Below are 24,235 nucleotides of genomic sequence, written 5' to 3' on the forward strand. Positions count from 1 at the left end.
ATGGGAAGAATTTTTAAATATGAAATAAGGCGAAGACTGAATACTATTTTAATTTTAAGCGGAACTATGGCTGTATTGGCAATCGGGTCAATGATTCTGTTAGGCATCTTTAAAACGCCCTTCTGGTCAATGGGAACGACGGGAAACCTTTGGCTGGGACTAACTTTTTTTGCCCTTGCCTTTATACCCATCGTAATGTTTTTTACATGCAGTAACGGGCACATAGATGAGCTTTTGTACAAGGATACCAACTACCTTATGCTCACCATCCCTATAAGAAGCGAGGCTATACTGGGAGGCCGAATTCTCGCAGGTTTTGTGGAATATTTAATATATGCTCTGATTGCATGTATATTTTTTATAGTAATCGGAGCCCAGCAAGCCGTTTTTTATGGAACTGCCGGACAAAATCTTATATCGGTTTTGGGAGATATATTCTATCAAATATTTGCACAGAATTTTCTTCCCTTTCTTTACGGCGTTTTATTATTGGTTTCATCATTTTTACTTGTGGGAACGGCTTTTATGTTTGTTAAGGCTCTGACGCGTTCTTTTATAAGAAAAAAGATGGCAGCTCAAATTATTGCAGTAATTCTTTTTATCTTAATTTTTGAACGAATAATAGCCTTAGGAACTTATTTAAGTACAAGGTGGGATCTTGTGCAATACATAGACCTAAGACTTATGTCTTCCCAATATGATGCCTTTGTAAATATCCAGCCGATGCCGGTTCATTTGGTTACGGTAATTATGACCATGCTTATTTCAGCCGGATTTTTTGCAGCTACAAGTTGGTTATTTAATAAAAAGGTTGAGCTGTAATTTAACTGCGGCAAAGGAGATTCTTATAGGGCTTCTATTTCTTCAACAGGAAGCCCTGTTCCTTCGGCTATTTTATTGATATCAAAGCCAAACTGCTTAAAAGCCTTAGCCGTTTCAAGAGCTTTTTGATGGGCCCCTTTATCAAGACCTCGTTGATAACCTTCATTTATACATGAAGCCCTATCATGTTCATATTTCATACGGGAATCATAAAGCCATTTATCTCTAGGACTCATTTCCATTATTGTAATAGTTTCATTTGCCTTTCTCATCATCTGTGATTCTTGTGCCAGCATATTACGTACCTCCACATTATCAGTTTCGATAAATTTCAACCAATTTAATAAGCGTTTTATTTTATTATTTTTATATTGACCTTCCTTTAAGAGCCTTGCCTTTTCAAGGTTCAATATATGAATCTCAAGTTTTGAAACTAAAGGCTCTTTTGTGTCTTGTTCTAAAACAAGATACTTATTGTGCAAACGTTTATTTTTATCAAAGCCTTTTCCTATCAAGTTTATTGTAATACACTTTGGCAGTTTTGTATAGTCTTGACCTTGTTTTATGTTTTCGTTGTACATCTTAGACCAATAATACAAGGTCCTTTCAGGAAAATCAAAATGCCAACTGTTTTGAATTTCAATGTCGACAAAGGTTCCGTCTTTTAGTCTTAACTTGATGTCCAATATACCTAGCTTTTCACTTAAAAGTTCCTTATGAAACTCCTTATCCAGAAGTTCCAAACCTGCGATATTCTCAGGCGGAATATCCAGTATACATTCCAACAAATCCTGAAGAACGTCCTTGTTTTCTTCCACTCCGAATACACGTTTAAAAGCGTAGTCGTTTTGGAGGGTAATTTTAAAAAGTTTTTGCATGTTTAACTCCAATAAAATTATTTATAAAAAGAAAGATTTTTCCCCTTTCATAATTATTATAGAAATTGTTTGTAATAAATAGTAAAATTTAAAATATTAAGTCTATAATTTGATAAATATTTAGTAAGCAATAGTTGACATTATTTAAAATCTGTGCTTAAATAGGTTTATGTTGAGTATTGCTAACATCGAGTACAATTTAGCTTATTCTTGCGCCCCCTGTTTGGCAGGGATTAAACCCTCAAATTTATTTTCTATTTCGGCAGAGGATTTTAAGCAATTCTTTTTGCTTGATAAGGATTTGTTTGAAGCTAAGGGGTTCTTCCTAAAAGTGTTGTGTGCCTGTGAACGGGGCGTACAGATTCTTCTGTATAAAAAAGATGCTCTTGAGGCTTTGATTAAAGAAGAAAGGGTACAAGCTGCTTTATTAATGTTCGGGTATGAGCCGGGGATGAGTTTGGAAGATATGCTAAATCTTTTAGCGTCCAGAATGCACAGCTCGCAGGCAGACAGGCATTGTAAGAGATGCTGCTCTTTTCCGCATGAGATAGGGCTTTTTTTGGGTTATCCGGTGTACGATGTTTTGGAATATTACAGACGGAATGGAGAAGGCTGTATTTTTTCGGGCTATTGGAAGGTTTATTCAGATGCTGAAAAGGCAGCCGAAACCTTTGAGCAATATAATGAATGCAAAAAGCATTTTGCTTTGCAGATAGAAAAGGGCTTAAGACTTTACGATTTGTTAAGTGCTTAATCTTTAATTAATTTTTAACCATTGGAGGTTTTTTATGGCAAAAATTGCTGTTATTTATTGGAGCGGAACGGGAAATACTCAGTCAATGGCTGAATCCGTTCTTGAAGGTTTAAAGGCCGGCGGAGCAGACGCTTCTCTTTTTACCGTTTCGGAATTCGGATCAAAAAGCATTGATGATTATGACAAGATTGCATTCGGATGCCCCGCTATGGGAGCCGAAGAGCTTGAGCCGGATGAATTTGAACCCTTCTTTGCTTCTATTGAAGGAAAATTGTCCGGCAAAAAAATTGCCTTGTTCGGTTCATATGAATGGGCCGGTGAAGGTTCGGGCGGAGAATGGATGAGGAACTGGGAAGCAAGGTCTAAGGATAAGGGCGCCGACTTATTTGAAGAAGGCTTGATTATCTATGATGCACCCACTGCCGCCGGAAAAGATAAGTGTAAAGAATTCGGCGAGAGATTTGCAAAATAAATTCAGATAAATCCTGTTTGTTTTTATAATTAAAAAAGTTTAAAAATTGATTTTTTAGGGCTTAGAAAACGGCAGTCTAAACTGCCGTTCTTTAGGCCTTTTTTTATTTAATAATCAGAATTTTTCTCACTTCGTCAATTTCGGGGCCGGCAATTCTGACAAAATACATACCGCTTGCAACGGGATTTCCGCCATTGTTTCTTCCGTCCCATAGATAAAAGTGGTCACCTGCATTGTGGTGAGAACGGGTTAAAGTGCGTACTATATTGCCGTCCAAGGTCATAATCTGAATTGTAAGCATTCCCGATTTTTTTAGGTGCGCAGCTATTGTGGCAGACTGCCCCTTGTGAGGATTTACAACATTGTCAAAGATTGACACGCCGCCCTTTTGCATTCGTACTCCTACAATTTTAAAATTCCAGACATCGAAGGAAAGGATATCGTTTGGTTTTCGGAGTCTTGCACAGGGAAGCCAATTATTATAGACATACATAAACTGCCCCACCTTTCCTTCTTTTAAGGAAGGATCAGTTGATGGAATAATGGAGGTTATAAGGTTACCATTCAATGTAGGAGAATAATTTGTTGTGCCTACCTGAGAATTTGCAAAAGAAGATAAATTAATTGGAGGCAGACTTGGCGGTGGGGGCATAGTACTTGGGTACCAAAATTCATGCTCCGCAGAGTTTTTGGAGAAAAAGTGCAAGATGACATTGGAAGAAGAAGGTGCTTTTTCGGCGAGGACTCTAACATCAAGTGTAGGTAAGGCCGGGTCATTATCACCTGCATCAAAGTTACGTAAAACTATCGAGTTAGAAGCCGTCAAAGGTTCTACCATTCCGATTCCTATATCTGAAATATAATTTTTTATTTTATGTGTGCCGAAATAATTTAAATCTACCTGATAGGCGGAATTAAGAATATCATCAGGATTAAATTTTTGAGTTCCGTCAAGTTGAATCTTCCATAAAGAATGTCCGGAAGGTATATATAAACTTGGTTCCTCGTCGACTGTTTGCAGATCAGAGCTATAATTGGTGCCTCCTCCTGTAATTTGTAAGGAATGGTTTAAAGCTTTTAAACTACCAAATTCTTCTGTAGATAAGCTGTTGTCATCAAACAAAAGATAGATATGGTTATCGTTGGGTTTAGCAAAGGAATTTACTATTTGCAGACTATCTTTATAAAATATCCAGCCGTTTTTACTAATTTTTTTGCCGCTATCATCTTTACTGTCTTTTACGACATAGTATTTACCTGTAGGTTGAATCCTTACTTTGCCGGTATATATCATTAGAAAATTTCCTTTTGCAGTACCTGAAGTTAAACCATGGCTGTCGGTTAGATGAATTTCGGCACTATTAGAGCCGTCTATTGTTAATGGCTTACCACTTGCTCCGGAGAGAGTTAACGTTCCGGTTACAGAAATTTTGCCACTTATGTTAAGAGTTTTTGGGGTAGTACTTGTTGTACACTCAAGGTTGCTGAATTTTGTATTGGCTGGATTATTTGTGCCTGTAATCGTATGATTCTCATTAGTCAGTGTTACTGTGTGTGCGTCGGCATCAAAGATTCCATGATTGGTAAACTTACTTGCAATGGCAACAGGAGAAAGTAATTTTACCTTTGCAGAAGTGTTGATTATAAGATTAAAAATATTTTTCTCGCCGCTGCCCGTAAAGTGCAGGTTCTGATCAGTTGAACCGTTAAAGGTAAGAGTTCCGCTTGTTTGATCAAATTTACCGGCGGTCAGGTTGCCTTTAAGTTTTATATCTCCAGCTGTAGACTTCCATAAATGAGTATTACTGACTGTGATGTCTTTACTTGCTGTAATATTTCCTGAAGATATCCAACTATTGTTAGCAGTAATATTCTTTGCTGTAATGGTGGAGCCTTTAGAGTCCCAAGCTCCCGTAACGGTAATATTATTTTCGGCATTAGTTATAACTCCGTCTGCAGAAGTCCATTTAGCTGCTTCTATGTCTGTGTCGGCTGTTATATTACCGCTGGTTGAGTTCCAGTCTCCTAGTACCTTAATTTTATTTGCTGTAATATTGTCTTTTGTAGTTATTGTTGAACCTTCGAGAGTAATATCTTTCCCTGTAGCATTTATTGCTCCATTATAAGTTTGAGTTGCAGTACCGCTATTGATGGTAACATTGGAGCCTTTAACAGTAAGCTCTCCGTTTACTTTTAAATCACTGTTTTGTGTTCTGCAGGTTCCTATATTGTTTAAAATCAATTTATTATAACCTGCCGCACCTCCGCCCCATAGCTTTATTATTGGCGGTGCACTGTAATATTCAACCGTAGAATTTTGGGTTATTGTCATTTTGTTTGAAGGATTAGAATGTTCAAACCAGCTTTTTTGACCATCTGTGCCTTTGAGTCTGAGGGTGCCTTTGGCGGTAAGTTCTGCGGTTGCAGTTTTTGCCATATTTGAGTATATAAGTTTATCGGCTAGATCGAGGGTTGCGGTGCCTACAACTTCTACTTTTTTCGCATAATAATCTCCGCTTCCCAATATGGGGTGGTTACCGGCTGCGACTGCACGCACTGTTGCAAATTGAGTTGGTTTAGGGGCATGAGAAGTTCTGGGTCTCCAGTTATTTGGATTATTCCAGTTATTATCGTTAGCCTCACCTGTCCATCTTAATTCATATACATTTGTGAAAATCCAGTTTTCAGGTTTACCGGCTATTATAGAATTAATGTTTCCGGTAGGCTTACTTTCGTCAGTGGTACAGGTATACGTAGAAGAAGTCAGAGATTTTATCGGAAGATTTTCAGCAACACCAAGCCACTTACATTCATAGCCTGAGGCGGTTCCCTGATTTGACTTTACATAAATTTCGGCATCATTATCTGTTCCCGATATATTAAGCAAGTTACTTATGCTCGATCCTTGCAAGGTTAAATTACCGTGTACGGAAATCTTTTTGTTAAATTGGATTTGCTTTCCGCCCGCATTAATACAGACGAGGTGGTGGAAGTCGGTGTTGTTTTGTGTACCTATAGCCCCTGCTGCCGTATTGCCTGTAATCTTGTGGTTGACATCATTCGTCAGAGTTACCGTATATCCGGGAGCTGTTGTTGCGTCAAAGGTTCCGTTGTTGGTAAAATTACCCTGAATCGTAATATCCGAGGCGAGTTTTACGCTTGCATTGGTATTTATTACAAGACTCTTTATTTTTGAATCGGATGAATTTGTGGAAAGCTGCCGGTTTCCCGTACCGTTAAAGATAAGATCTCCCTCAGTTTGAACAAATTTTGCGGCGTCCAAATTACCGGTAAGAGTTATTGTTCCTTTTTTGGATGTCCAGCTTCCTCCTAATAAAACAGTAACCGTTTGCGCGTTAACAGTCGAGTTACTTGTCCAATCTCCGTTTACAGTGATGTTTGCAGCGGTAACCGCCGTCAAGTTGGCGGGAGTGTCTTTCATTGTTTTTAGAGAAGCTGTTTTAAAACTGAGATTGATTCCTGTTGCAGTAATACTGCCCTTGTAATGTTGCGCTCCGGTTCCCGTATCTATTTCAAATATTGTAGGCGGTGTAGTATGAGTAACTTTAAATGTACCTTCAACGGTAAGAGGGGCTCCTCCCGTTACTAATTTATTCCTATTTTGGACTTGCAATTTATAATAAGTTCCGCCCCAGATATTGGCTGTTGAATTATCATAGTATACAACAGTTGAAGTGTTTTGAAGAGTAATTTTATCGGCAGGAGAGGCGGCTGCAAACCAATTTGTTTGGTCAGCCGTACCTTTTAGCTTTAGCATTCCATGAACGGTAAGCGGACTTCGTCCAGAGTTATCACTTATAACAAATCCGGCTATGTTCAAACTTGCGTTACTCTGCACGGTAACGGTGTTTGCTTCCGCATTAGTGCTAAGCAGGGGATAGTGGTGAGCGGATTCCGTTTTTTGCGGAATGGTTACATCCGTATTTTTTCCCGGAATCGCAAGAGCCGGCTCCCAGTTTCTTCTATTGTTCCAATTACTGTCAACAGAGCCTTTCCAAGTTAAAGTTCCATTATAATTCGTAAAAATCCAGTTTTCGGGTTTACCGGCTTGTATATCGGTATCCGAACCATCAGGCAGACTGTCTTCTGCCGTATAGGTACCGCCTGTAATTGGTATATTGGTTCTGACTTTGAGATATTGACCATGTGCTGAATTGGCTGTGGTAAGTGCAATGCTAGAGTTGGTTGAGATGCCCTCGATAGTGAGCTTATCCGTACTTGTTCCTGTAAGGGTTAAATTCCCCAATACCGATATTTTTTTGTCTATAGTAAGCGTTTTCCCGCCTGCACCTGTAAGGCTTAGATTATGAAACTTTGTATTGCCCGCATTGCCGGTACCTGTAATCGTATGATCCGCGCCATTAGTCAGTATGACGGTATTGTTTGTTCCGGCAGCAAAGGTGCCGCTGTTGGTAAAGGTTGTGCCGGTAAAAGTTATGTTGTCGGCATTGGCATTGAAAGTTCCGCTGTTGGTAAAAGAGCTGTTAAATGTAAGTGAGTTATTTGTACCATCTGTGGAATTAAAAGTGCCGCTGTTGGAAAAGGTTCCGTTCAGAGTTATATTATAAGTACTTGCATTAAATGTTGCTCCGTTGTTATTTATAAAGGCTCCTCCGACTGTTATATTTTTATTGAGGGTTACACTTTTACCGCTTGCTACGCTCAAGTTGTTAAAGTTTGTGATTGTGTTTCCGCCTATAGTGGAGGTGCCGTTAAAGGTTACGATATTGGAACCCGGCGTAAAGGCACCGTCATTCGTAAAATTACCGCTGAAGGTTATATTTTTATCATTTGCATTAAACGTTGCTCCGTTGTTATTTATAAATGCTCCGCCGACTGCTATATCTTTATTAAGGGTTACACTCTTACTGCTTGCTACAGTCAGGTTGTAAAAGCTTATCGTTCCTGTTCCGCCTATAGTTGAAGAACCGTCAAAGATGAAGGTTCCTGCCGCTTGAGCGAAAGAAGCAGAGGCAACGGTAAAGTCTTTATTTATGGTTATAGACGCAGCTCTAAGATTTTGTCTTGTACCGCTTACTTTCAGATTTTCGTAAGGGCCTGCCCAAATGTTTGCATTGGAAGGGGGGGCATCGTAATATTCAACAGTGGATGTGTTTCCGAGTGTTATGTTATCGTTATTTCCCGCACTAAACCAGCTCAACTGATCTCCGCTTCCCGTCATTTTAATAGTACCATTATTGGTAAGCTTTGCTGTAGGGGGGCCTTTTTTTATAGTATAATGAGTCAAGTCAAGTTCCGCTCCCGCGTTCACCGTGACGGATTTAGCAGATACGTTCGCTGTAAGTTTGGGATAACGGCTTGTTGTCTGAATAGTAACGGGTGTATGGATACCGGGGATTCCATTGGGAGACCAGTTTGCATAATCGTTCCAGTTTTGTGTTGGATTTCCCCCTGTCCACGTCATATCACTAAGGCAATCTTCAAATATCCAATTAGCAGACGGGATTCCTTGAGGTTTGCTCTGGACTACAGTATATGTTCCTCCGGCTATTGGAATACCAGCTTTTACCGTTAAATATTTTCCTTTGGGAGGGGTGCCTGTTATAGGCGTGGGAGGGGTGTAAAAGTTAATCTTTCCGGCACTTTCCGGAGATACCGTAAGAGGATCTTTACTTGGAGGAGAAGCAGTACTTCCTTCTAGTTCAAGACCTTTTTCCGCTACTGAGATTTTGTTTTTTATTTTAAGCGTTTTATTTCCGCCGTTTATCAGCTTAAGTTTATAAAATTTAGTGTCGGTCGCATTGCCGGTGCCTGTAATTGTTACGGTATTGCCGGAAGGTATAAGTTTAACCGTAGATGTTTTTGGTTCAAAGGTTCCGTCAGTATTATCAAATTCTTCTGTAACAGTTATTTCTGTACCGCTTCCTGCATTAAAGGTTCCCTTATATATATTTTTAAAAACTTTAATTTTTATTTTTTTGCCATCCGCAAGTGTTACCTTGTTGTAAGGCGGGGGCGCAGGCAATTCTCTTTTATCTATTGCCAACGTTGAAAATTCCGTTTCGGTTGCGGTGCCTGTAATTTCAGATCCGAATCCGACAAAGGTTACCGCTTTGCCGTTGTGAGTAAAACTTCCGTTATTTGTAAACGTCCCTGCAACTTTAATATTGCTCCCAAGTTGTAATCCTGCACTGCCCGCTATCGTAAGGTTCCAAAACGTTGGTTCCGAATTAACAGGAGCAGTTATTGTTGAAGTCGAATTGGTAAAAGTAACGGTTGTATTATTGTTTGCATAAAAACCGCCGTTTTTTGTAAATGTGCCGGCAATCTTAATATTTTTTTCAAGTTCTAACTTTGCAGGGTTTGCAGCTACCGTCAGATTCCCAAACAGCGGTTCCGAACTGCCTGTACCTGTTATTTTGGAGTTGCTGCCGTTAAATATTACTGTGGTGTTAGGCCCTGCACTAAATGTTCCTCCGTTATGTGTGAAATTGCCGGAAAGGGTTAGGTTTGTGTTTCCCGTTATGGTAAGAAAACCTGAATTAATTTTAAGTGAATTTAAATTTATAGGTATGGAAGTGTTAAGGACAGGCGCGTGTCCGTTAGAAGTTATAATCGCAGTATCGGAAGAAGTAGAGGGATATCCCAGATGGCCGGGAGGAAGCGTTCCCGAAGGTGTCCAGTTGCTTGAAGCATTCCAGACTGAGCTATTGCTTCCGTTCCATGTAAAATCTGCAGCAAATCCCGCCGCCATCATTAAAAAAGTAAGTGAAATTGCAAAAAATGTTTTCTGTATTTTCTTCATAACATTATAATTATACATCTTTTTTTCTGAAAAATCCAGTCCGGATATGGAGAAATTTGAGAAGTACGATGTTTAACCTCAAAGGGCGCTAACACCGCGAAGATGATATTTTTTTAATATGTCATTAAAAAAATATCTAAAATTATTAGGTTAAGGGATTGAAAAAATAGGTTTTTGGGGTATATTTATGAGGACATGTTTAATATGTATTATACAGACAGCTCGGTGAGCTGCTTGTTTGAAATATAGACATTTTAGTAGAAAAATAAACTATTGCCGGAAGGGGGAAAAATGAAAAAGAACTGTTTATTAATCTTATTGATTGGATTTTTGTGTACAAATGTATTTTCACAAAGTTATGACGAGCGAAGAATCCTTTTTGGTGAAAACTATCAGGCGATTCAAAAAATCTCAAAGGAAAGTGAATCCATAATAAAAGATTCCTATTCGAACGTGCTTGCTTTTGCAAATAAATTTCATTTTTTTTCAGACTCTTCATTGATAGAACATGGTATTTATAAGGAAGTCCATAATTCATTTGTTTTTTATAGGTTTTTATTTACCGATAATCACACGTATGGAACTTTTGTTTTTAACTATTTGCAAATTTTTTGTCTTGCATACAAAAACAAACTTTACATCTTGGGTTCTTCTTATTTGCATGAAGAACATTTGATAGAGGAAACGATTCACGGATCTGATGAACATATATATTCAAATTATTCTGTCATTCAAGAGAAGGGCGGACTTGAAATTATCATGCACCAAACAAAAGACAAAACCGAATTCTATGCTGATGAGGAAGATGATTCAGAAGAAACTATTAAAGTACCAGGAGCAGGAGTCGCGTATTTTTATAAAATATCGGATATTCTTAAAAGAATAGAAAAAAGTGATAGTATAACAGATACTATCGCGCAAGTAGAATTGAAAGAGTATAAAACGGTACATTGCGACAGCACATTGATTGATGAGAAACGTCCGTTTTTATATACAATTCAAAATGCATTTGATAAAAATCCTGAGACAGCTTATGTAGAAAAGAGTGAAGATGATGACATTAGTATTTCGATAGTGAGTGATAAAAAAATAAAACGAGTCGGTATCATAAATGGGTTTGTAAAAACTCAAAATCTCTATGCAAGTAATAATCGTATCAGAAAAATAGATATTAATTGTAAGCTTTTTGAGTTAAAAGACATGCATTCAAAAGATTTCGTGTTTTTCGATATTCCGCTTTCTTCCGACATTTATATTCAAACTGTAGAATTATATAAAGGAAACCGTTATTCCGATACTTGTATTGCAGAAATACAAATTGAATAGTAAGCAACATATAACACCCGTTTCAACGCCGACATTGCGGACAAGTCGCAAATGCAGGTTAAGCAAGTATTATATAAATACTCTTTGTGCATGTAGAATAAAAACATGAAAATTTCTAATGAGCATGGATTTCTGTATAGCAGCAAAGCTTCAAGGCTAAACCCTGCTCTGACTTGAAAAGCCCGTAAGGGACGGGGCTCCTACCCCTGATTATAGAGCCTCTACTTCTTTAATGCTTAAACCTGTAGCTTTTACAATATTTTGAATGGGAAAATTCATTGCAAGCAAATTTTTTGCCGTTTCAAGCTTGGTTTGGTATGCACCCTTTTCAATACCCTTTATTTCACCTTGCAACATTCCTTTTTCAATACCCTGCCGATAACCTTCACTTATACATGAAGCCCTGTCATGTTCATATTTCATACGGGAATCATATAGCCATTTATCTTTAGGACTCATTTCCATTACAGAAATAGCGGCATTTGCTTTTTTCATTATCTCTGAATTTTCTGCTAACACTTCTCTCACCTCCCAATCAATTAGGGGAGGAAAGACAACCCGACAGAACAGGTTTTCTTTCCTCCCCTATAACCCCTCCTATCTTTTCCGTCTGCCAAAGGGAGTTCCCTTTGGAAACCCCTTCTTAACTTTTGATATATTAAATTGTATTCCCATTATTATAATAACATTCGGCTAAAAATTTTACAATAGTCTTGACCTTGTTTTATGTTTTCATTATACATCTTAGACCAATAATATAGGGTTCTTTCAGGAAAATCAAAATGCCAGTTGTTTTGAATTTCAATATCGACAAAAGTTCCGTCTTTTAGCCTTAACTTGATATCCAAAATACCTAGCTTTTCACTTAAAAGCTCCTTATGAAACTCCTTATCGAGAAGTTCCAAGCCCGCGATTGTTTCAGGCGGAATGTCTAGGATACATTGCAGTAAGTCCTGTAGAACATCTTTATTTTCCTCCGCTCCGAATACGCGCTTAAAAGCATAGTCGTTGCGGAGAGTTAGTTTAAACAATTTTTTCATTTTTTGCTCCAATAAAATTATTTAAAAGAAAAAATTTTTCCCCTTTCATAATTATTGTACGAAAAGTTTGCAATAGATAGTAAAATTTGAAAAAAGGAATTTCGATACGAGATATAATAATTTTCTATATTATCAGACTTTATTCTAGAAAAATGGCGGACACCAGATAACGTTCAATTTAATATAGTGCAAGAATTTTCAAAATGTGATATAATTATGACCATGAAAGTTTATCTTGATAACTGTTGTTACAATCGGCCATATGACGACCAAAATTATTTGTCGATTTCACTTGAAACACAGGCAAAGTTGCTTGTTCAGTTGCTTATAAAAGAAAAACATCTGGAACTAGCTTCTTCGTTTATTTTAGATTATGAAAATTCTTGTAATCCCTATATGGATAGAAAAACTGCCATAAAGAATTTTTTAAACGACAATGTTTCTGATTATGTCTGTAGTGAAAAATCGGAAGAAGTCATTACAAAGGCAGAAATAGTGATGGCAACGGGAGTAAAGATGAAGGATTCTTGTCACATAGTTTGTGCTGAAATGATGAAATGTGACTATCTTTTGAGCACGGATAAAGGTATGTTGAAATATAAAAGCGATACTTTAAAATTACTTAATCCGATAGAATTCATAGATTTATTAAATGGAGGTAATAAAAATGATGACTGAAATGATTGTACCGCCGACTACGATAGAGCTTCTCTCTCGTGGTATGGAATGTCTGATAGAAACAATGGGTGTCGTTGAAGCAGAATACTTTATTGCTGCTGTACGAAGGGAACGATTCGATTATACAAAATGGCAAAGAGAATATTTTGACAAAATGGATTTAAAAACTTTTGTTAATAATGCAAAATCTCATGCTCAAAGTATGGAAAAATAAAATTACCCACCACCCGCCTCAGTTTACGCTTTTCCTATCCCCCTACCGCTGCACCCTTCCCGATGCATCTCCTTGGGCAAGAGTTAAAACTTCATCAAAAGAAACTTGGTTAAAGTCGCCGTTTATAGAGTGTTTTAAGCAAGAGGCGGCTGAAGCAAAGTCGATTTGTTTTTGAGGTTTAAAGCCTTTTAATTCGGCACAGATTAAGGCTGCAGCAAAACTGTCACCGCCTCCTAGCCGGTCAACAACCTGCATTGTGTATTTTTTGCTAAAATATGCTTTACCTTTTGTATAAAGCATGGCCGACCAGTTGTTTTCACTGGCTGATGTGGATTCTCTCAGGGTTATTCCTACTTTTTGAAAACCGAATTTTTTGCATAACTTTGCAGCAACCTCTTTGTAGCCTTTTTCATTTAACTTGCCGGAACTTACGTCCGTGTTCTTTGAGGTTATACCGAAAACCTTCTCAGCATCTTCTTCATTTGAAATACAGATATCGACAAATTCGCAGATGCGGCTCATTGTTTCTTTTGCTTCATCGGGGGTCCAAAGTTTTTTGCGGTAGTTGAGGTCGCATGAAACGGTAATACCCATTGATCTTGCCGTTTTGCAGGCTTCAAGGCAAATTTCGGCAGCATTTTTGCTTAAAGCGGGAGTAATTCCCGTAAAATGAAACCATGAGGCTCCTTTAAAAATTTCTTTCCAGTTAAAGTCGCTTGGTGCTGCCTCAGCAATGGCAGAATTAGCCCTGTCATATATTACCTTTGAGGCACGCTGGGAGGCTCCTTTTTCTAAAAAATAGATACCTATACGCTTCCCTCCGCGGATTATGCCTGAAACATCTACCCCGTATCGGCGCAAAGAGTTTACTGCCGCTTGGCCTATCTCATGGGCCGGCAGTTTTGTTATGTATGAGGATTGCATTCCGAAGTTGGCTAAAGAAACTGCGACGTTTGCCTCCGCTCCGCCGAAAACCAATTCCAGTGCGTCGGCTTGAACAAAACGGTTAAAACCTGTGGGTGAAAGGCGGAGCATTATTTCGCCCATTGTTATAACTTTGGGTGCTTGGTTTGTTTCAATGCTTCCGCTTAAAGAGCTTTCATTTGATGTTGAGGCTTTTGTTTCTGTTGAAGTTTTTGGGTATGAAAATGCAGTTAAAGCGCTTGGACTTTTTTTAGGATTACGAGCCTCTTTTACTGTTTGTAGTGCAATGATAGACTCTTCTTCTATTTTTTTAAAATCTTTTGAAGCTATAAGCTCTTTTGAAACCATCCAGCTTCCGCCGCAGGCTATTACCTTTGAAAAGGCTGCATATTGCGCAATATTTTGAGCATTTATTCCTCCGGTCGGCATAAATTTTATATTCGGGTATGGTGCGGAGATAGCCTTTATAAATTTTAAGCCTCCTGCAGCCTCAGCCGGAAAAAACTTGACTACTTCAAGGCCGAAGCTCATAGCCTGTTCGATTTCTCCTGCGGTGGAAACTCCGGGAATTATCGGGTAGCCTGACTTAACGCAGTGCTCTACAACCTTAGGATTGAGTCCGGGGCTGACGATGAACTTGGCTCCTGCAGCGATAGCTTTGTCGGCTTGTTCCGGGGATAAAACCGTGCCCGCTCCTACAAGAAAATCCGGAAAGTTTTTTGAAAAAACTTTAATAGCTTTTTCGGCTGCTTCCGTTCTAAATGTGATTTCGGCACAAAAAAGGCCGGCAGCAGAGAGGGCTTTCCCCAATGGAAGCGCATCTTTTTCATTGTCTAGAATGATGACAGGTACGATGCCTATTTTTTCTATTTGTTTAAAGATTTTATTCATAATAGCCCCTTATTAAGTTTATTTTGTATTTAAGATTTATATCGAGATATTTTAGCATAATTCTTATTGTTTGTCACTTAAACTACAAAAAACGATAAATTTTTTAAAAAAATATGTAATAATGAGTGATCCCCATGTTGACATAAATATAAAAAAATGGTAAGCCTCTATTAGACTAATAATTTAAGGAGTGACTAATGAAAAAAATTGCTTTAGTTTTGTTTGTTGTACTTGCTGCTGTTTTAATTGCATCATGTTCAACAGTAAGACCTGTTGCAGGTGCTTCAGGTGTTGTAGGACGAAAAACCGGTGAAGCTTCTCAGGCATTTTTTGCTGCTTTCCCTATAAAAGGTGAAGGCGGAATTGCTCAGGCTGCAAAAAATGGCGGTATCACAAAAGTAGGAACAGTTGACATTAGAGTTGACTATCCTGCCAGTCCTGCTATCCCCTATTATATTGTAACTACAGTTGTTACAGGGGAATAGGCTATTATAGCTTCGACAACCTCACTAGTTTGATAGTGGGGTTTTTTTTATTGTATGAAAAAGTATTTTTTTGTTTTAATATCATTTTTGTTTTTGTTTTCTTCATGTATAAGCACCCTTCCTTCAGGGAAGGAAAAGGTTATTACGGCTTATATGGAATCAGGGAATATGAAATACTATATCCGTCCCGAAAAAATGGTGCTAAAGGGTGAAAAAGACACCTCAAGCCATGTAATGGCCGATTTTACCTATCAAATGAAGCAAAGAGAATATGTTTCAGATGCATATTTTAATTTTACCTTACATAATAAAGCCGATGCCTTTATTTTAAAAGCCTATTTTATTTTAGATTCTAAAGAAATTGTAGAACTTTTTGACCTTAATACTCTTGATAGAAATCTTTCTTTAGGATATGTGCGAGTTTCCACGATTGTAAAACAAGAAAAAGTTAAAGACGTGTTGCTTGGAATTCATAAAGGGTCGGCTGTACTAAAGGTGGTGCTTGATAATAATACCGAAATGGAATTCATAGCCTCGAAAGAGTTAATAAGCCGTATTGAAGAAGCTTTTTATAAATAATCATCACCTATTGACAATATCCATTATTGAGTATATGTTTTTACACTCAAGATCCCCGCTTGTGGAGTAAGTGTGTGAAAAAGTTTACTCTGATTTTTATCTGTTCTCTATTTTTAGCTTCGTGTATAAAGCCTGCCGAGCCTAGTTTAGATTCTGTTGTAAAAGGTGTTTTTGATGCTGAAAATATATCCGTAGGTGGTATAAAGGTATTGGAAGGAGAATGGATTTTTATTCCAAACAAATTTGTCAGCCCTTTGGAAGATTTTACTAAATATACCCGTTATGAGAATATAAATACATCTTGGCATAAGTATGGGGACGGTTTGTCGATTTACGGATATGGTACCTATGCTTTAAGAATAAAAAATCTTTCTACAAGCGGTGTATATGCAATAAAAACGGCAACAGTTTCTTCCGCTTTTATTGCATATCTTGAAGGGAAGGAAATTTATAGAAGCGGTGTTGTGGGTAATTCCCGTAAATTTGAAGTCTTTAATTGGGATGCCCCGTTTATTATCCTTCCGACTTTCGGGAAGGAAGAAGTAACATTAGTTTTTCATGTTTCTAATTTTTGTGATAATAAGGCCGGGTTTTTAAAGCCTATAGAATTCGGTTTTTACTCTGATCTTTTAAATGCAAAAAATGCAAGTGTTTTAACTCTGACTATATTGGCCGGTATACTTTTGTTAGCCGCTGCATTTTTTATTTCTTTGTTTATTTTTTATCCTAAAGAAAAGCAATCACTTTATTTCGGTTTGTTGGCGGCTAATTTTTCTTTAAGAATTTGCTGCTATGATGAATTTTTGCTTGCAACAATAATACCCGGTATTAGCGGGGAGGCTCTTTTCAGAATAGGTTATATGACACTTTCATTGGGTATCATATTTGCAGCATTGTTTATAAACAACCTTTTTAGCAAAATAAAAAGCAGATATTGGTTTATTATGCTTGTTCCCGGAATATTGTACATTATCATAAATATTTTTGCTCCTATCAGAATTTCGGCTGCGCTGCTTCAGCCTGCGCAAATCTATGTTTTATTGTTTGCAGCATATAATGTAATAATTGTTATGAAAGCCGCTTCACGGAAAGATGCATCAGCAATCCTTTTTTTGACGGGGTTTTCAATCTTTTTAATTTTAGGTGTAAGAGATGTTTTAATTGCAAATAGGATTATACAGGGCTTTTTCCTATCACATATAGGTGTTTTGGTCTTATTGATTCCAATGGCCATTGTTGTTTTGCGTAATTTTAGAGACAGCTCTGATAGGGTTATCGGAATTACGAAGCAGATAGAAGCTACAAACGAAGCTCTTGCAAAATTTGTTCCTAACGAATTTATGAATTTTTTACGAAAAAAACACGTTGATATTAAGTTAGGAGATAATATTTTAAAAGACATGTATATAGCTTTCATTCATTTAGGTGTTTATACAGATTTAGAAACAGAAAAAGACAGACTGGGTCTTCTTAAAATTTATAATTATACTCTGGCAAATATCAATCCTATTATTCAGGCCCATAGCGGATTTATTGATAAGTATTTAACTGAAGGCTTAATGGTTCTTTTTCACGGCTCGGCAGATGATGTTATAAAGTGTATGCTTGAAATTAAATCCGTAGTTCAACTTGAAAATATGGATAGAGAAATAAGTAAATTGCCTAAAATAGACCTTGCTGTAGGTATTCATTATGGAAGGCTTATGCTTGGTACGATTGGAGAAGAAGAAAGAATGGACAGCACCGTTATATCCGATGTTGTTAATGTTGCTTCCAGACTTCATTTTTATGCTCTAAAAAAAAGAGTAAATATTTTTATCAGCGAAGTTGTTAAAAAGAATATAACTAATCTTCCCATAAATGAAGTTAAATTTGAATATAACGGCTTGGTAAGATTTAGAGGAAAAGATGAACCGGTTAGAATATATGAGGTAAAAAAATTATGACAATAGAAAAGAAAAGGTTGTTTTTAGGGTCTATTCCTTTTTTTTGTTTGTTTATTCTTTTATATCTAACTAATTTGTTTAAACTTGTTTATGAACAAAAAATCATAGATTTGGAAGTAAAAAACGGTAAGGTGTCTATTCCCGCGAAGACCTTATCAAAGTCCTCTCTTTTTTCTTTAAGCGGAGATTTTTATTATACGCCTAATCAGTTTTATTCTTTAAAAAATAGCCATGAAGAATCTTATGCTAAGGTTCCGGGTGATTTTGCAAGTAAGGATTTAGGGAATGTTTTTGGTTACGGTTCTTACGGTTTAGAATTATATGGTTTAGATCCCGGTACCATTTATGCAATTCATGTCCCCCATATTTTTAGCAGCTGCAGTATTATAATAAATGGAATAGATCGTGAAAGTCAGGGGCAGCCCGGTATAGATCGGGAGACAGAAAATCCGGGAACCAGATCATCTCAAATAGCTTTTAGACCCTTAAAAGACGGAACAGCTACTATAGTTATTAATGTTTCTAATTTTTTTAACAAGAAAGGTTATATTTCTTCTCCGATTATTTTAGGTGAAGCCTCTCAAATAGGACTAATGTTTAGAGGTGATTTGATCTTTTATGGTACTATATTTGCCGTGACTTTTTCGGTTGCTTTATTTTTCTTTATGCTTTCCTTTTTCCATAAAAACTCCTTTGTAATTTGGTTTGCATTAACGTCCATGGTTTTAGCCGTTCGGGGAATTTTCTTTTATCCTCATATTTTTATGATTTTATTTCCGGACATTCCATGGATTGCTACTTTTATTATGAGGTATATTACCGTTCCTCTTCCTATAATTTTGTTTACGGTTTTTATAAGTATGGCTTTAAAATTACGATATAAGATTCCTTATGCAATTATATTATCGGTATCTATCTTATATGCGGTTTCCACTATAGTTTTTCCGCCTGAAGTTTCAACGTTTTTATTGATTTACTATCAAATCTTTGCGTTGTTTTGTGTAAGTTATATTATTGTTATTGCAATAATAGGCTTGAAAAAAAAGAAAGAATTTGCTGTTTGGATATTTACGTCAACAGTTGTTCTGTTTTTATTCGGTGTTTATGACTTGTTGGTTTCTTTAGGTATTATACCGGGAGAATTTTTTCTTCAGATAGGAACGGTTTTTGCCGTTATTATTTTATCTGTAATGGTATTGGATGATTATTCGGGTTCAATAAATAAAATAGAAGATCTAAGTGTAGAAATGAAGCTTATAAATCGATCTCTTATTAGGTTTGTGCCTGATCAAATTGTAGAGCTTTTAAATAAAAAGTCTATAACGGATGTTAAACTGGGAGATAATGTTGAACTTACAATGCCAATCCTTTCGATAGATATCCGTTCCTTTACTCACACTTCAGAAAAACTTGCACCCAATCAAGTTTTTGAATTATTGAATGAGTATTTTGCATTGGTAGCTCCAATTGTTCGGAAATATAATGGTGTAATAACAAAATACTTGGGGGACGGTTTTTTTGCTTTATTTCCTGACGGAGCGAATTCTGCTCTTTTATGCGGAATAGATATACAAAAGGCTATCCGAGATAATAGTATTGCAGTTCCTAACTCATCCCCTATAAAAATAGGTATAGGAATTGATATGGGGGATATTCTTTTAGGTATCATAGGTAATTCGACACGAATGGATAGTATTATTATTTCCAATTCTTACCACATTGCAGAAGTTTTGCAGGAATCTACAAAAAAATATTCTTCCTATATGATTATTTCCGATAGAATTTATGAGGCCCTTAATGATATTTCTGAGCATTATATTAGACCTATACAAAGGGTTAAAAATTCATCGAACAAGGAAACATTCTTATATGAAGTTTATGATTGTGATGATGGTTTTATTCGTGATTTAAAGTACAGCTCTCAGGGCTACATGGAAAAGGCTTTAAAAGCTTTATCGAACGAGGGGGTTGGATCTGCAGCTAAATATTTTGATAAGGTTTTGAGTATATTCCCGGACGATCCTGTATCTCTCTATTATAAAAAAATGTTTGAAAAAATCAATTTAGAATAAATTTTATTTTAAGGAGTAGTTTATGGCAAAGAAAGTTGTAATTGTAGGAGGCGTAGCAGGCGGAGCTTCAGTTGCCGCGAGAGTTAGACGCTTGGATGAAAATGCTGAAGTTATTATGTTTGAAAAAGGTCCCAATGTATCCTTTTCAAATTGTGCTTTACCCTTTTTTTTGAGCAGGATTGTTCCTGAAAGCGAGAATCTTGTTTTGATGACTCCCGAACGGTTCAAAAAGCAATATAATATTATTGCAAAGACTTCTCATGAGGTTTTGGCTGTCGATTCATCAAAAAAAATCGTTAAGGTAAAAGACTTAAATACCGGAACGGAATTTGAAGAATCTTATGATGTTTTAGTTCTTTCTCCGGGGGCTGCACCTGTGGTTCCGCGTTCAATAGCGGGATATGATAAGCCTCATGTTTTTACCGTAAGGAATGTTGTAGATATCAAAAAACTTGATGATTATGTTAAAGCCAATAATGTAAAAGATATTGCGGTTATAGGTGCAGGTTTTATCGGTATTGAGGTTGCAGAAAACTTTAAGCTTGCAGGTAAAAATGTTTCCCTTGTAGAAAAACTTCCGCAGGTAATGGCTCCGTTCGATTATGATATGGCCCAAATTCTTCATAAAGAGTTGTACGATAAGGGCGTAAACTTAGTTTTAGGCGACGGTATAAAAGAGATAGGAGACGGTTTTATTATCCTCGAGAGCGGCAAAAAGCTTGATGCCGGAGCTGTTGTTCTGTCGTTGGGTGTCCGTCCTGAAGTTGCTTTAGCTCAAGGTGCAGGAGTAAAACTTGGAGATACGGGAGCTATTTTAGTAGATCATAATTACCGCACCAATGTAGATGGCATTTATGCTGTAGGAGATGCTATTGAAGTAAGTCATTTTATAACAAGCAAAAAGACCAGGCTTACTCTTGCAGGCCCTGCACAAAGACAGGCCAGAGCAGCTGCAGATGATATGTACGGTATTCCTCATAGAAATACGGGAGTCATCGGTTCTTCGGTTATCCAATGTTTTGATTATAATGCCGCATGTACGGGTCTCAATGAAAGAGAGTGTCAGGCACAGGGAATTAATTACGACTTTGTCTATGTTATTCCGGGAGATAAGGTAGGTCTTATGCCGGATTCGCACCCTCTTTTCTTTAAGCTAATTTTTGCCAAGCCTTCCGGTAAGATTTTAGGAGCACAAGCAATAGGAAAAGGAAATGTCGATAAGCGTATAGATGTTATAGCTTCGTTTATTATGTTGGGCGGAACTTTGGAAGACTTAAAAGAGTTGGAGCTCTGCTACTCACCGATGTTCGGGACTGCAAAGGATATTGTTAACCACGCAGCCCTTGTAGGTTTAAATATTTTAAACGGAGTGTATAAGCAGATTCCCGTTACAATGGTAAGAGAGCTTGTAGAAAACAATGCTTTTATTGTTGACGTCCGAGAGCCCAAGGAATTTGAAGCGGGCCATCTTTTAAATGCCGTAAATATTCCTTTGAGCCAATTACGTGAAAGAATGGATGAGATTCCGAAAGATAAACCGGTATATGTACATTGCCGCTCAAGCCAGAGAAGCTACAATGCTCTTTGTGCTTTAAAAGGAAAAGGATATAAGAACATAGTAAATATTATGGGCTCATTTTTAGGGATAAGTGTTTATGAATACTTTAATGACATTACTCAAAACCGAAAGCCGATAGTTACTAAATATAATTTTAGATAGGAAAAAGCTTTTGGAAGATAAAAAAATACCGGCAAAGGTAAAGGGTCTGTCAAAATTCGATGTTTTAAATCTTGTAATAGGATCTATTATCGGATGGGGTTCTTTTATTTTGCCGGGAACTCTTTTCTTACCTAATTCGGGGGTTATAAATACCGTCCTTGGTCTTTGCATAGGAGGCCTTTTTGTTATAGTAATACAAAAGTCTTATCAGGTTATGCTTAGAAATCATGTAGGCGAGGGCGGTGAATTTTCCTATACCTTGACAAATATGGGAAAGGTGCACGGTTTTGTTGTAGGCTGGTCATTGAGTCTTTGTTATTTGAGCATGATTCCTTTAAATGCAACAGCTTACGTTCTTATATTGCGTAAGATTTTCGGTAAAGCGATGCTATGGGGCTATATGTATGATTTCGGACCTACAAGCGTTTATCTTGCCGATATTCTTATAGCCTCAGCTCCGATTATAGTTTTCACTATAATCAATTTAAGAGGTCTTTCCTTAAGTTCAAAGATACAAAACATCATGAGCTCTGCACTTGTTCTTATCGTTATAGTTTTATTTTTTATAATTTTGGGAAAAAGCGATTTGAAAGTCTTTTCCGATAATTATTTGGGCTATGATAAAATATCTTTGGCAAAAACCGCATCGATAATAGCTATAATTCCTTTTTTGTTTGTGGGCTTTGATGTAGTTCCGCAAGTGTCCTGCGATTTGGGCTTTGCTCCGTCTAAGACACATTTGCCTACGATTATTTCCATAATTTTCGGCATCTTGCTATACAGCCTTTTAAACATGATAGGAGCTTTGAGCTATGGCCCTGAAGAAGCTGCTAAGGTTGAGTGGGCGGTCGCCTCATCAGTAACAAGCAAGACCGGCTTTATCGGTTTTTTCTTTTTACTCATTGCAATTTTTTCGGCTGTTACCGGAGGTATTAACGGCTTTATGATAAGCAGCAGTAAATTGCTTGGAGCCTTGTCCAATGAAAAGCTTTCTCCGGCTTTTTTGGGTAAAAAGAACGATAAGAATTTATACCCGAATGCAATTTTGTTTATTGCGGGCATAAGTTTAATAGGGCCGTGGATAGGACGAGAAGTAATTATTTTGATTGTGGATATGGCCTCCGTGTTGGCTGCATTGGCTTATACCTATGTGGGTATAATAGGAATTAGAAAAGGTAAAAATTTATTTGAAAAAACGATGTGTGCTTTTTCGGGTCTTATAGGTTTGATATTTATAGGCCTTCTTTTAATTCCGGGTTCACCGGCACAGTTGACAAAGGGTTCAATATTTTTTTTGATAGCTTGGACGTTGCTGGGTTTTCTATTTTATAGATTCGGTACCCGCCGAAAAGAAAAAAGTACATAATAGTTTATAAGGAGTTTTGTATGAAAAAAATCGAAAACATTATCGGTTTTGCAGTGCTGATTTTAAGCATTGTTTTGGGTTCCGCTTTATTAAAGACGGATATGTTATTTTTTAGATGGGTTATAGGAATAGCCTTAGGCTATGTTTTAACCCGTTCATTGTTCGGCTTTGCAGGAAGTGTAAACAGAGCATATCGAACCGGCTCTACCAAACTTATGAGAGCTTTGATGTTGATGTTTGTAATTTCTGCAATTCTCACTTCTGCCTTTCTTATTTTTGGAGACGTTAAAAACTATGACCTTTGGATTAATCCTATCAACTTAGGCCTAATCTTAGGAGGCCTCCTATTCGGTTTCGGTATGAGTTATTCTTCTTGCTGTGCAACGGGAACTCTTACGGACTTGGTTACGGGTTTACCGAGAGCCCTTATTACCCTTTTATTTTTCGGAATAGGTGTTTTTGTAGGTCTTCCCATTCAGGCTAAGCAGTCATGGATCAGAGATTCATTATTTAAAAGCGGAACAGGCAGCGGCGTTTTTATACCCGATTGGTTTGCTTCAAATGGAAAGGGCGGATATTTAGGTGCAATCATTGTAACTGCTTTATTTGCAGGCATTGTTGTTGTAATTTCATATATGTATGAAAGTAAAAGGAAAAAGCAAAACAAATATTCAGGTGTAGGCTCCGAAAAAGATCAGGACGCAGTAAAAGAACTTGATACACATAACTATAAATTTTTTAGTGCAACAACTTATAAAAAACTTTTTGTTGAACCTTGGTCTTTAACTATGGGAGCTGTTTTACTTTCGGTTTTGTTTACTCTTTTGATGGGTGTTACAAAGGAAGGTTGGGGTGCCTCAACTCCTTTTGGTTTTTGGTTCGGAAGACTGTTAAAGTTTTTTGGAATGAGTGTTGATTCCATTGTTGCTTTTACCGGAGGTAAACCGAAGCCCTATACAATGCCCTTCTTTGAACATCCGGTTTTCGTTCAAAACATAGGTATTGTAGCCGGTACCGCAATATGTCTTCTTCTTGCAGGAAGCTTTACAAAAAGCTTTACATCGGAGTTAAAAATTAGAGTAAAAGACGTTATCGTTTTTGCAATCGGCGGTTTTGCGATGGGCTTTGGAACAAGGCTTTCAAACGGATGTAATGTCGGCGCCTTGTATACTCCAATTGCAAACTTTTCACTTTCAGGATGGATATTCTTAATTTGTCTTGTCGGCGGAGGTTTTTTAGGAAACTATACCTTAAAGCTGATCAATAAAAAGAAATAAATTT

Annotated in this window: 16 protein-coding genes and 1 pseudogene; 13 read left to right on the forward strand and 4 right to left on the reverse strand. The window is 37.2% G+C overall.

Annotation, left to right across the window (positions count from 1 at the left end; genetic code table 11):
* Positions 1-822, forward strand: a complete 822-nt coding sequence (locus HYB91_RS12150; protein WP_253719546.1) for a hypothetical protein — start codon at positions 1-3, stop codon at positions 820-822.
* A gap of 23 nt (positions 823-845) precedes the next feature.
* Here HYB91_RS12150 and HYB91_RS12155 read toward each other — a convergent pair whose 3' ends face one another.
* A complete protein-coding gene (locus HYB91_RS12155; RefSeq protein ID WP_253719547.1) occupies positions 846-1,700 on the reverse strand; it encodes an Rpn family recombination-promoting nuclease/putative transposase in 855 nt (284 codons plus the stop codon).
* Between the two features lie 169 nt (positions 1,701-1,869).
* Here HYB91_RS12155 and HYB91_RS12160 point away from each other — a divergent pair, with 169 nt between their 5' ends.
* Positions 1,870-2,454: a DUF3793 family protein gene (locus HYB91_RS12160; protein WP_253719548.1), complete on the forward strand. Its 585-nt coding sequence runs from the start codon at positions 1,870-1,872 to the stop codon at positions 2,452-2,454.
* A gap of 34 nt (positions 2,455-2,488) precedes the next feature.
* Complete coding sequence (locus HYB91_RS12165; RefSeq protein WP_253683009.1) at positions 2,489-2,926, forward strand: flavodoxin; 438 nt, start codon at positions 2,489-2,491, stop codon at positions 2,924-2,926.
* 103 nt (positions 2,927-3,029) lie between these two features.
* Here the strand turns inward: HYB91_RS12165 and HYB91_RS12170 are convergent, their stop codons facing one another.
* The gene (locus HYB91_RS12170; protein ID WP_253719549.1) at positions 3,030-9,713 is read right to left on the reverse strand and encodes a FlgD immunoglobulin-like domain containing protein; all 6,684 of its coding nucleotides are present in this window, start codon (positions 9,711-9,713) and stop codon (positions 3,030-3,032) included.
* Between the two features lie 291 nt (positions 9,714-10,004).
* On the opposite strand from HYB91_RS12170, the gene HYB91_RS12175 reads away from it, so the two are divergent.
* Positions 10,005-11,039 (forward strand): NADase-type glycan-binding domain-containing protein, encoded by a 1,035-nt coding sequence (locus HYB91_RS12175; RefSeq protein WP_253719550.1) that lies wholly within the window; start codon positions 10,005-10,007, stop codon positions 11,037-11,039.
* A 210-nt stretch (positions 11,040-11,249) separates the two neighbouring features.
* On the opposite strand, the pseudogene HYB91_RS13045 reads toward HYB91_RS12175, so the two are convergent.
* Positions 11,250-12,079: pseudogene (locus tag HYB91_RS13045) on the reverse strand (Rpn family recombination-promoting nuclease/putative transposase).
* Positions 12,080-12,295: 216 nt separating this feature from the next.
* Here HYB91_RS13045 and HYB91_RS12190 point away from each other — a divergent pair.
* Together HYB91_RS12190 and HYB91_RS12195 are read left to right on the forward strand one after the other, a co-directional pair.
* Positions 12,296-12,757 carry a hypothetical protein gene (locus HYB91_RS12190; RefSeq protein ID WP_002692056.1) on the forward strand — a complete coding sequence of 154 codons (462 nt, stop codon included), beginning with the start codon at positions 12,296-12,298 and terminating at the stop codon, positions 12,755-12,757.
* The gene (locus HYB91_RS12195) at positions 12,747-12,971 is read left to right on the forward strand and encodes a hypothetical protein (protein ID WP_002681036.1); all 225 of its coding nucleotides are present in this window, start codon (positions 12,747-12,749) and stop codon (positions 12,969-12,971) included. The genes HYB91_RS12190 and HYB91_RS12195 overlap by 11 nt, the downstream gene beginning before the upstream one ends.
* A gap of 42 nt (positions 12,972-13,013) precedes the next feature.
* Here the strand turns inward: HYB91_RS12195 and HYB91_RS12970 are convergent, their stop codons facing one another.
* Positions 13,014-14,786 carry a KHG/KDPG aldolase/sugar kinase fusion protein gene (locus HYB91_RS12970; RefSeq protein WP_305880077.1) on the reverse strand — a complete coding sequence of 591 codons (1,773 nt, stop codon included), beginning with the start codon at positions 14,784-14,786 and terminating at the stop codon, positions 13,014-13,016.
* Positions 14,787-14,983: 197 nt separating this feature from the next.
* Between HYB91_RS12970 and HYB91_RS12210 the strand changes: the two genes are divergently transcribed.
* From HYB91_RS12210 to HYB91_RS12240, 7 genes are all read left to right on the forward strand, one after another.
* Positions 14,984-15,271, forward strand: coding sequence for a TRL domain-containing protein (locus tag HYB91_RS12210; RefSeq protein WP_010693835.1), 288 nt, complete (start codon positions 14,984-14,986; stop codon positions 15,269-15,271).
* Positions 15,272-15,325: 54 nt separating this feature from the next.
* Positions 15,326-15,850, forward strand: a complete 525-nt coding sequence (locus HYB91_RS12215; protein WP_253719551.1) for a hypothetical protein — start codon at positions 15,326-15,328, stop codon at positions 15,848-15,850.
* 74 nt (positions 15,851-15,924) lie between these two features.
* A complete protein-coding gene (locus HYB91_RS12220; RefSeq protein ID WP_253719552.1) occupies positions 15,925-17,796 on the forward strand; it encodes an adenylate/guanylate cyclase domain-containing protein in 1,872 nt (623 codons plus the stop codon).
* On the forward strand, positions 17,793-19,868 hold the full coding sequence (locus tag HYB91_RS12225) for an adenylate/guanylate cyclase domain-containing protein (protein ID WP_253719553.1): 2,076 nt from the start codon (positions 17,793-17,795) through the stop codon (positions 19,866-19,868). Before HYB91_RS12220 ends, HYB91_RS12225 begins: the two co-directional genes overlap by 4 nt.
* Before the next feature lie 22 nt (positions 19,869-19,890).
* Positions 19,891-21,588 carry an FAD-dependent oxidoreductase gene (locus HYB91_RS12230; protein WP_253719554.1) on the forward strand — a complete coding sequence of 566 codons (1,698 nt, stop codon included), beginning with the start codon at positions 19,891-19,893 and terminating at the stop codon, positions 21,586-21,588.
* 10 nt (positions 21,589-21,598) lie between these two features.
* Positions 21,599-22,954, forward strand: coding sequence for an APC family permease (locus tag HYB91_RS12235; RefSeq protein ID WP_002676417.1), 1,356 nt, complete (start codon positions 21,599-21,601; stop codon positions 22,952-22,954).
* A 20-nt stretch (positions 22,955-22,974) separates the two neighbouring features.
* Positions 22,975-24,231: a YeeE/YedE family protein gene (locus HYB91_RS12240; RefSeq protein WP_002676415.1), complete on the forward strand. Its 1,257-nt coding sequence runs from the start codon at positions 22,975-22,977 to the stop codon at positions 24,229-24,231.
* The last annotated feature ends 4 nt before the right edge of the window (positions 24,232-24,235 follow it).

It is taken from the genome of Treponema sp. B152 (assembly GCF_024181665.1).
In the GTDB taxonomy this organism is placed as follows: domain Bacteria; phylum Spirochaetota; class Spirochaetia; order Treponematales; family Treponemataceae; genus Treponema_B; species Treponema_B denticola.

Coding starts and splice junctions, on each gene's coding strand:
- HYB91_RS12150 (WP_253719546.1), top strand. CDS start 1: ATGGGAAGAATTTTTAAATATGAAATAAGGCGAAGACTGAATACTATT.
- HYB91_RS12155 (WP_253719547.1), bottom strand. CDS start 1,700: ATGCAAAAACTTTTTAAAATTACCCTCCAAAACGACTACGCTTTTAAA.
- HYB91_RS12160 (WP_253719548.1), top strand. CDS start 1,870: ATGTTGAGTATTGCTAACATCGAGTACAATTTAGCTTATTCTTGCGCC.
- HYB91_RS12165 (WP_253683009.1), top strand. CDS start 2,489: ATGGCAAAAATTGCTGTTATTTATTGGAGCGGAACGGGAAATACTCAG.
- HYB91_RS12170 (WP_253719549.1), bottom strand. CDS start 9,713: ATGAAGAAAATACAGAAAACATTTTTTGCAATTTCACTTACTTTTTTA.
- HYB91_RS12175 (WP_253719550.1), top strand. CDS start 10,005: ATGAAAAAGAACTGTTTATTAATCTTATTGATTGGATTTTTGTGTACA.
- HYB91_RS12190 (WP_002692056.1), top strand. CDS start 12,296: ATGACCATGAAAGTTTATCTTGATAACTGTTGTTACAATCGGCCATAT.
- HYB91_RS12195 (WP_002681036.1), top strand. CDS start 12,747: ATGATGACTGAAATGATTGTACCGCCGACTACGATAGAGCTTCTCTCT.
- HYB91_RS12970 (WP_305880077.1), bottom strand. CDS start 14,786: ATGAATAAAATCTTTAAACAAATAGAAAAAATAGGCATCGTACCTGTC.
- HYB91_RS12210 (WP_010693835.1), top strand. CDS start 14,984: ATGAAAAAAATTGCTTTAGTTTTGTTTGTTGTACTTGCTGCTGTTTTA.
- HYB91_RS12215 (WP_253719551.1), top strand. CDS start 15,326: ATGAAAAAGTATTTTTTTGTTTTAATATCATTTTTGTTTTTGTTTTCT.
- HYB91_RS12225 (WP_253719553.1), top strand. CDS start 17,793: ATGACAATAGAAAAGAAAAGGTTGTTTTTAGGGTCTATTCCTTTTTTT.
- HYB91_RS12230 (WP_253719554.1), top strand. CDS start 19,891: ATGGCAAAGAAAGTTGTAATTGTAGGAGGCGTAGCAGGCGGAGCTTCA.
- HYB91_RS12240 (WP_002676415.1), top strand. CDS start 22,975: ATGAAAAAAATCGAAAACATTATCGGTTTTGCAGTGCTGATTTTAAGC.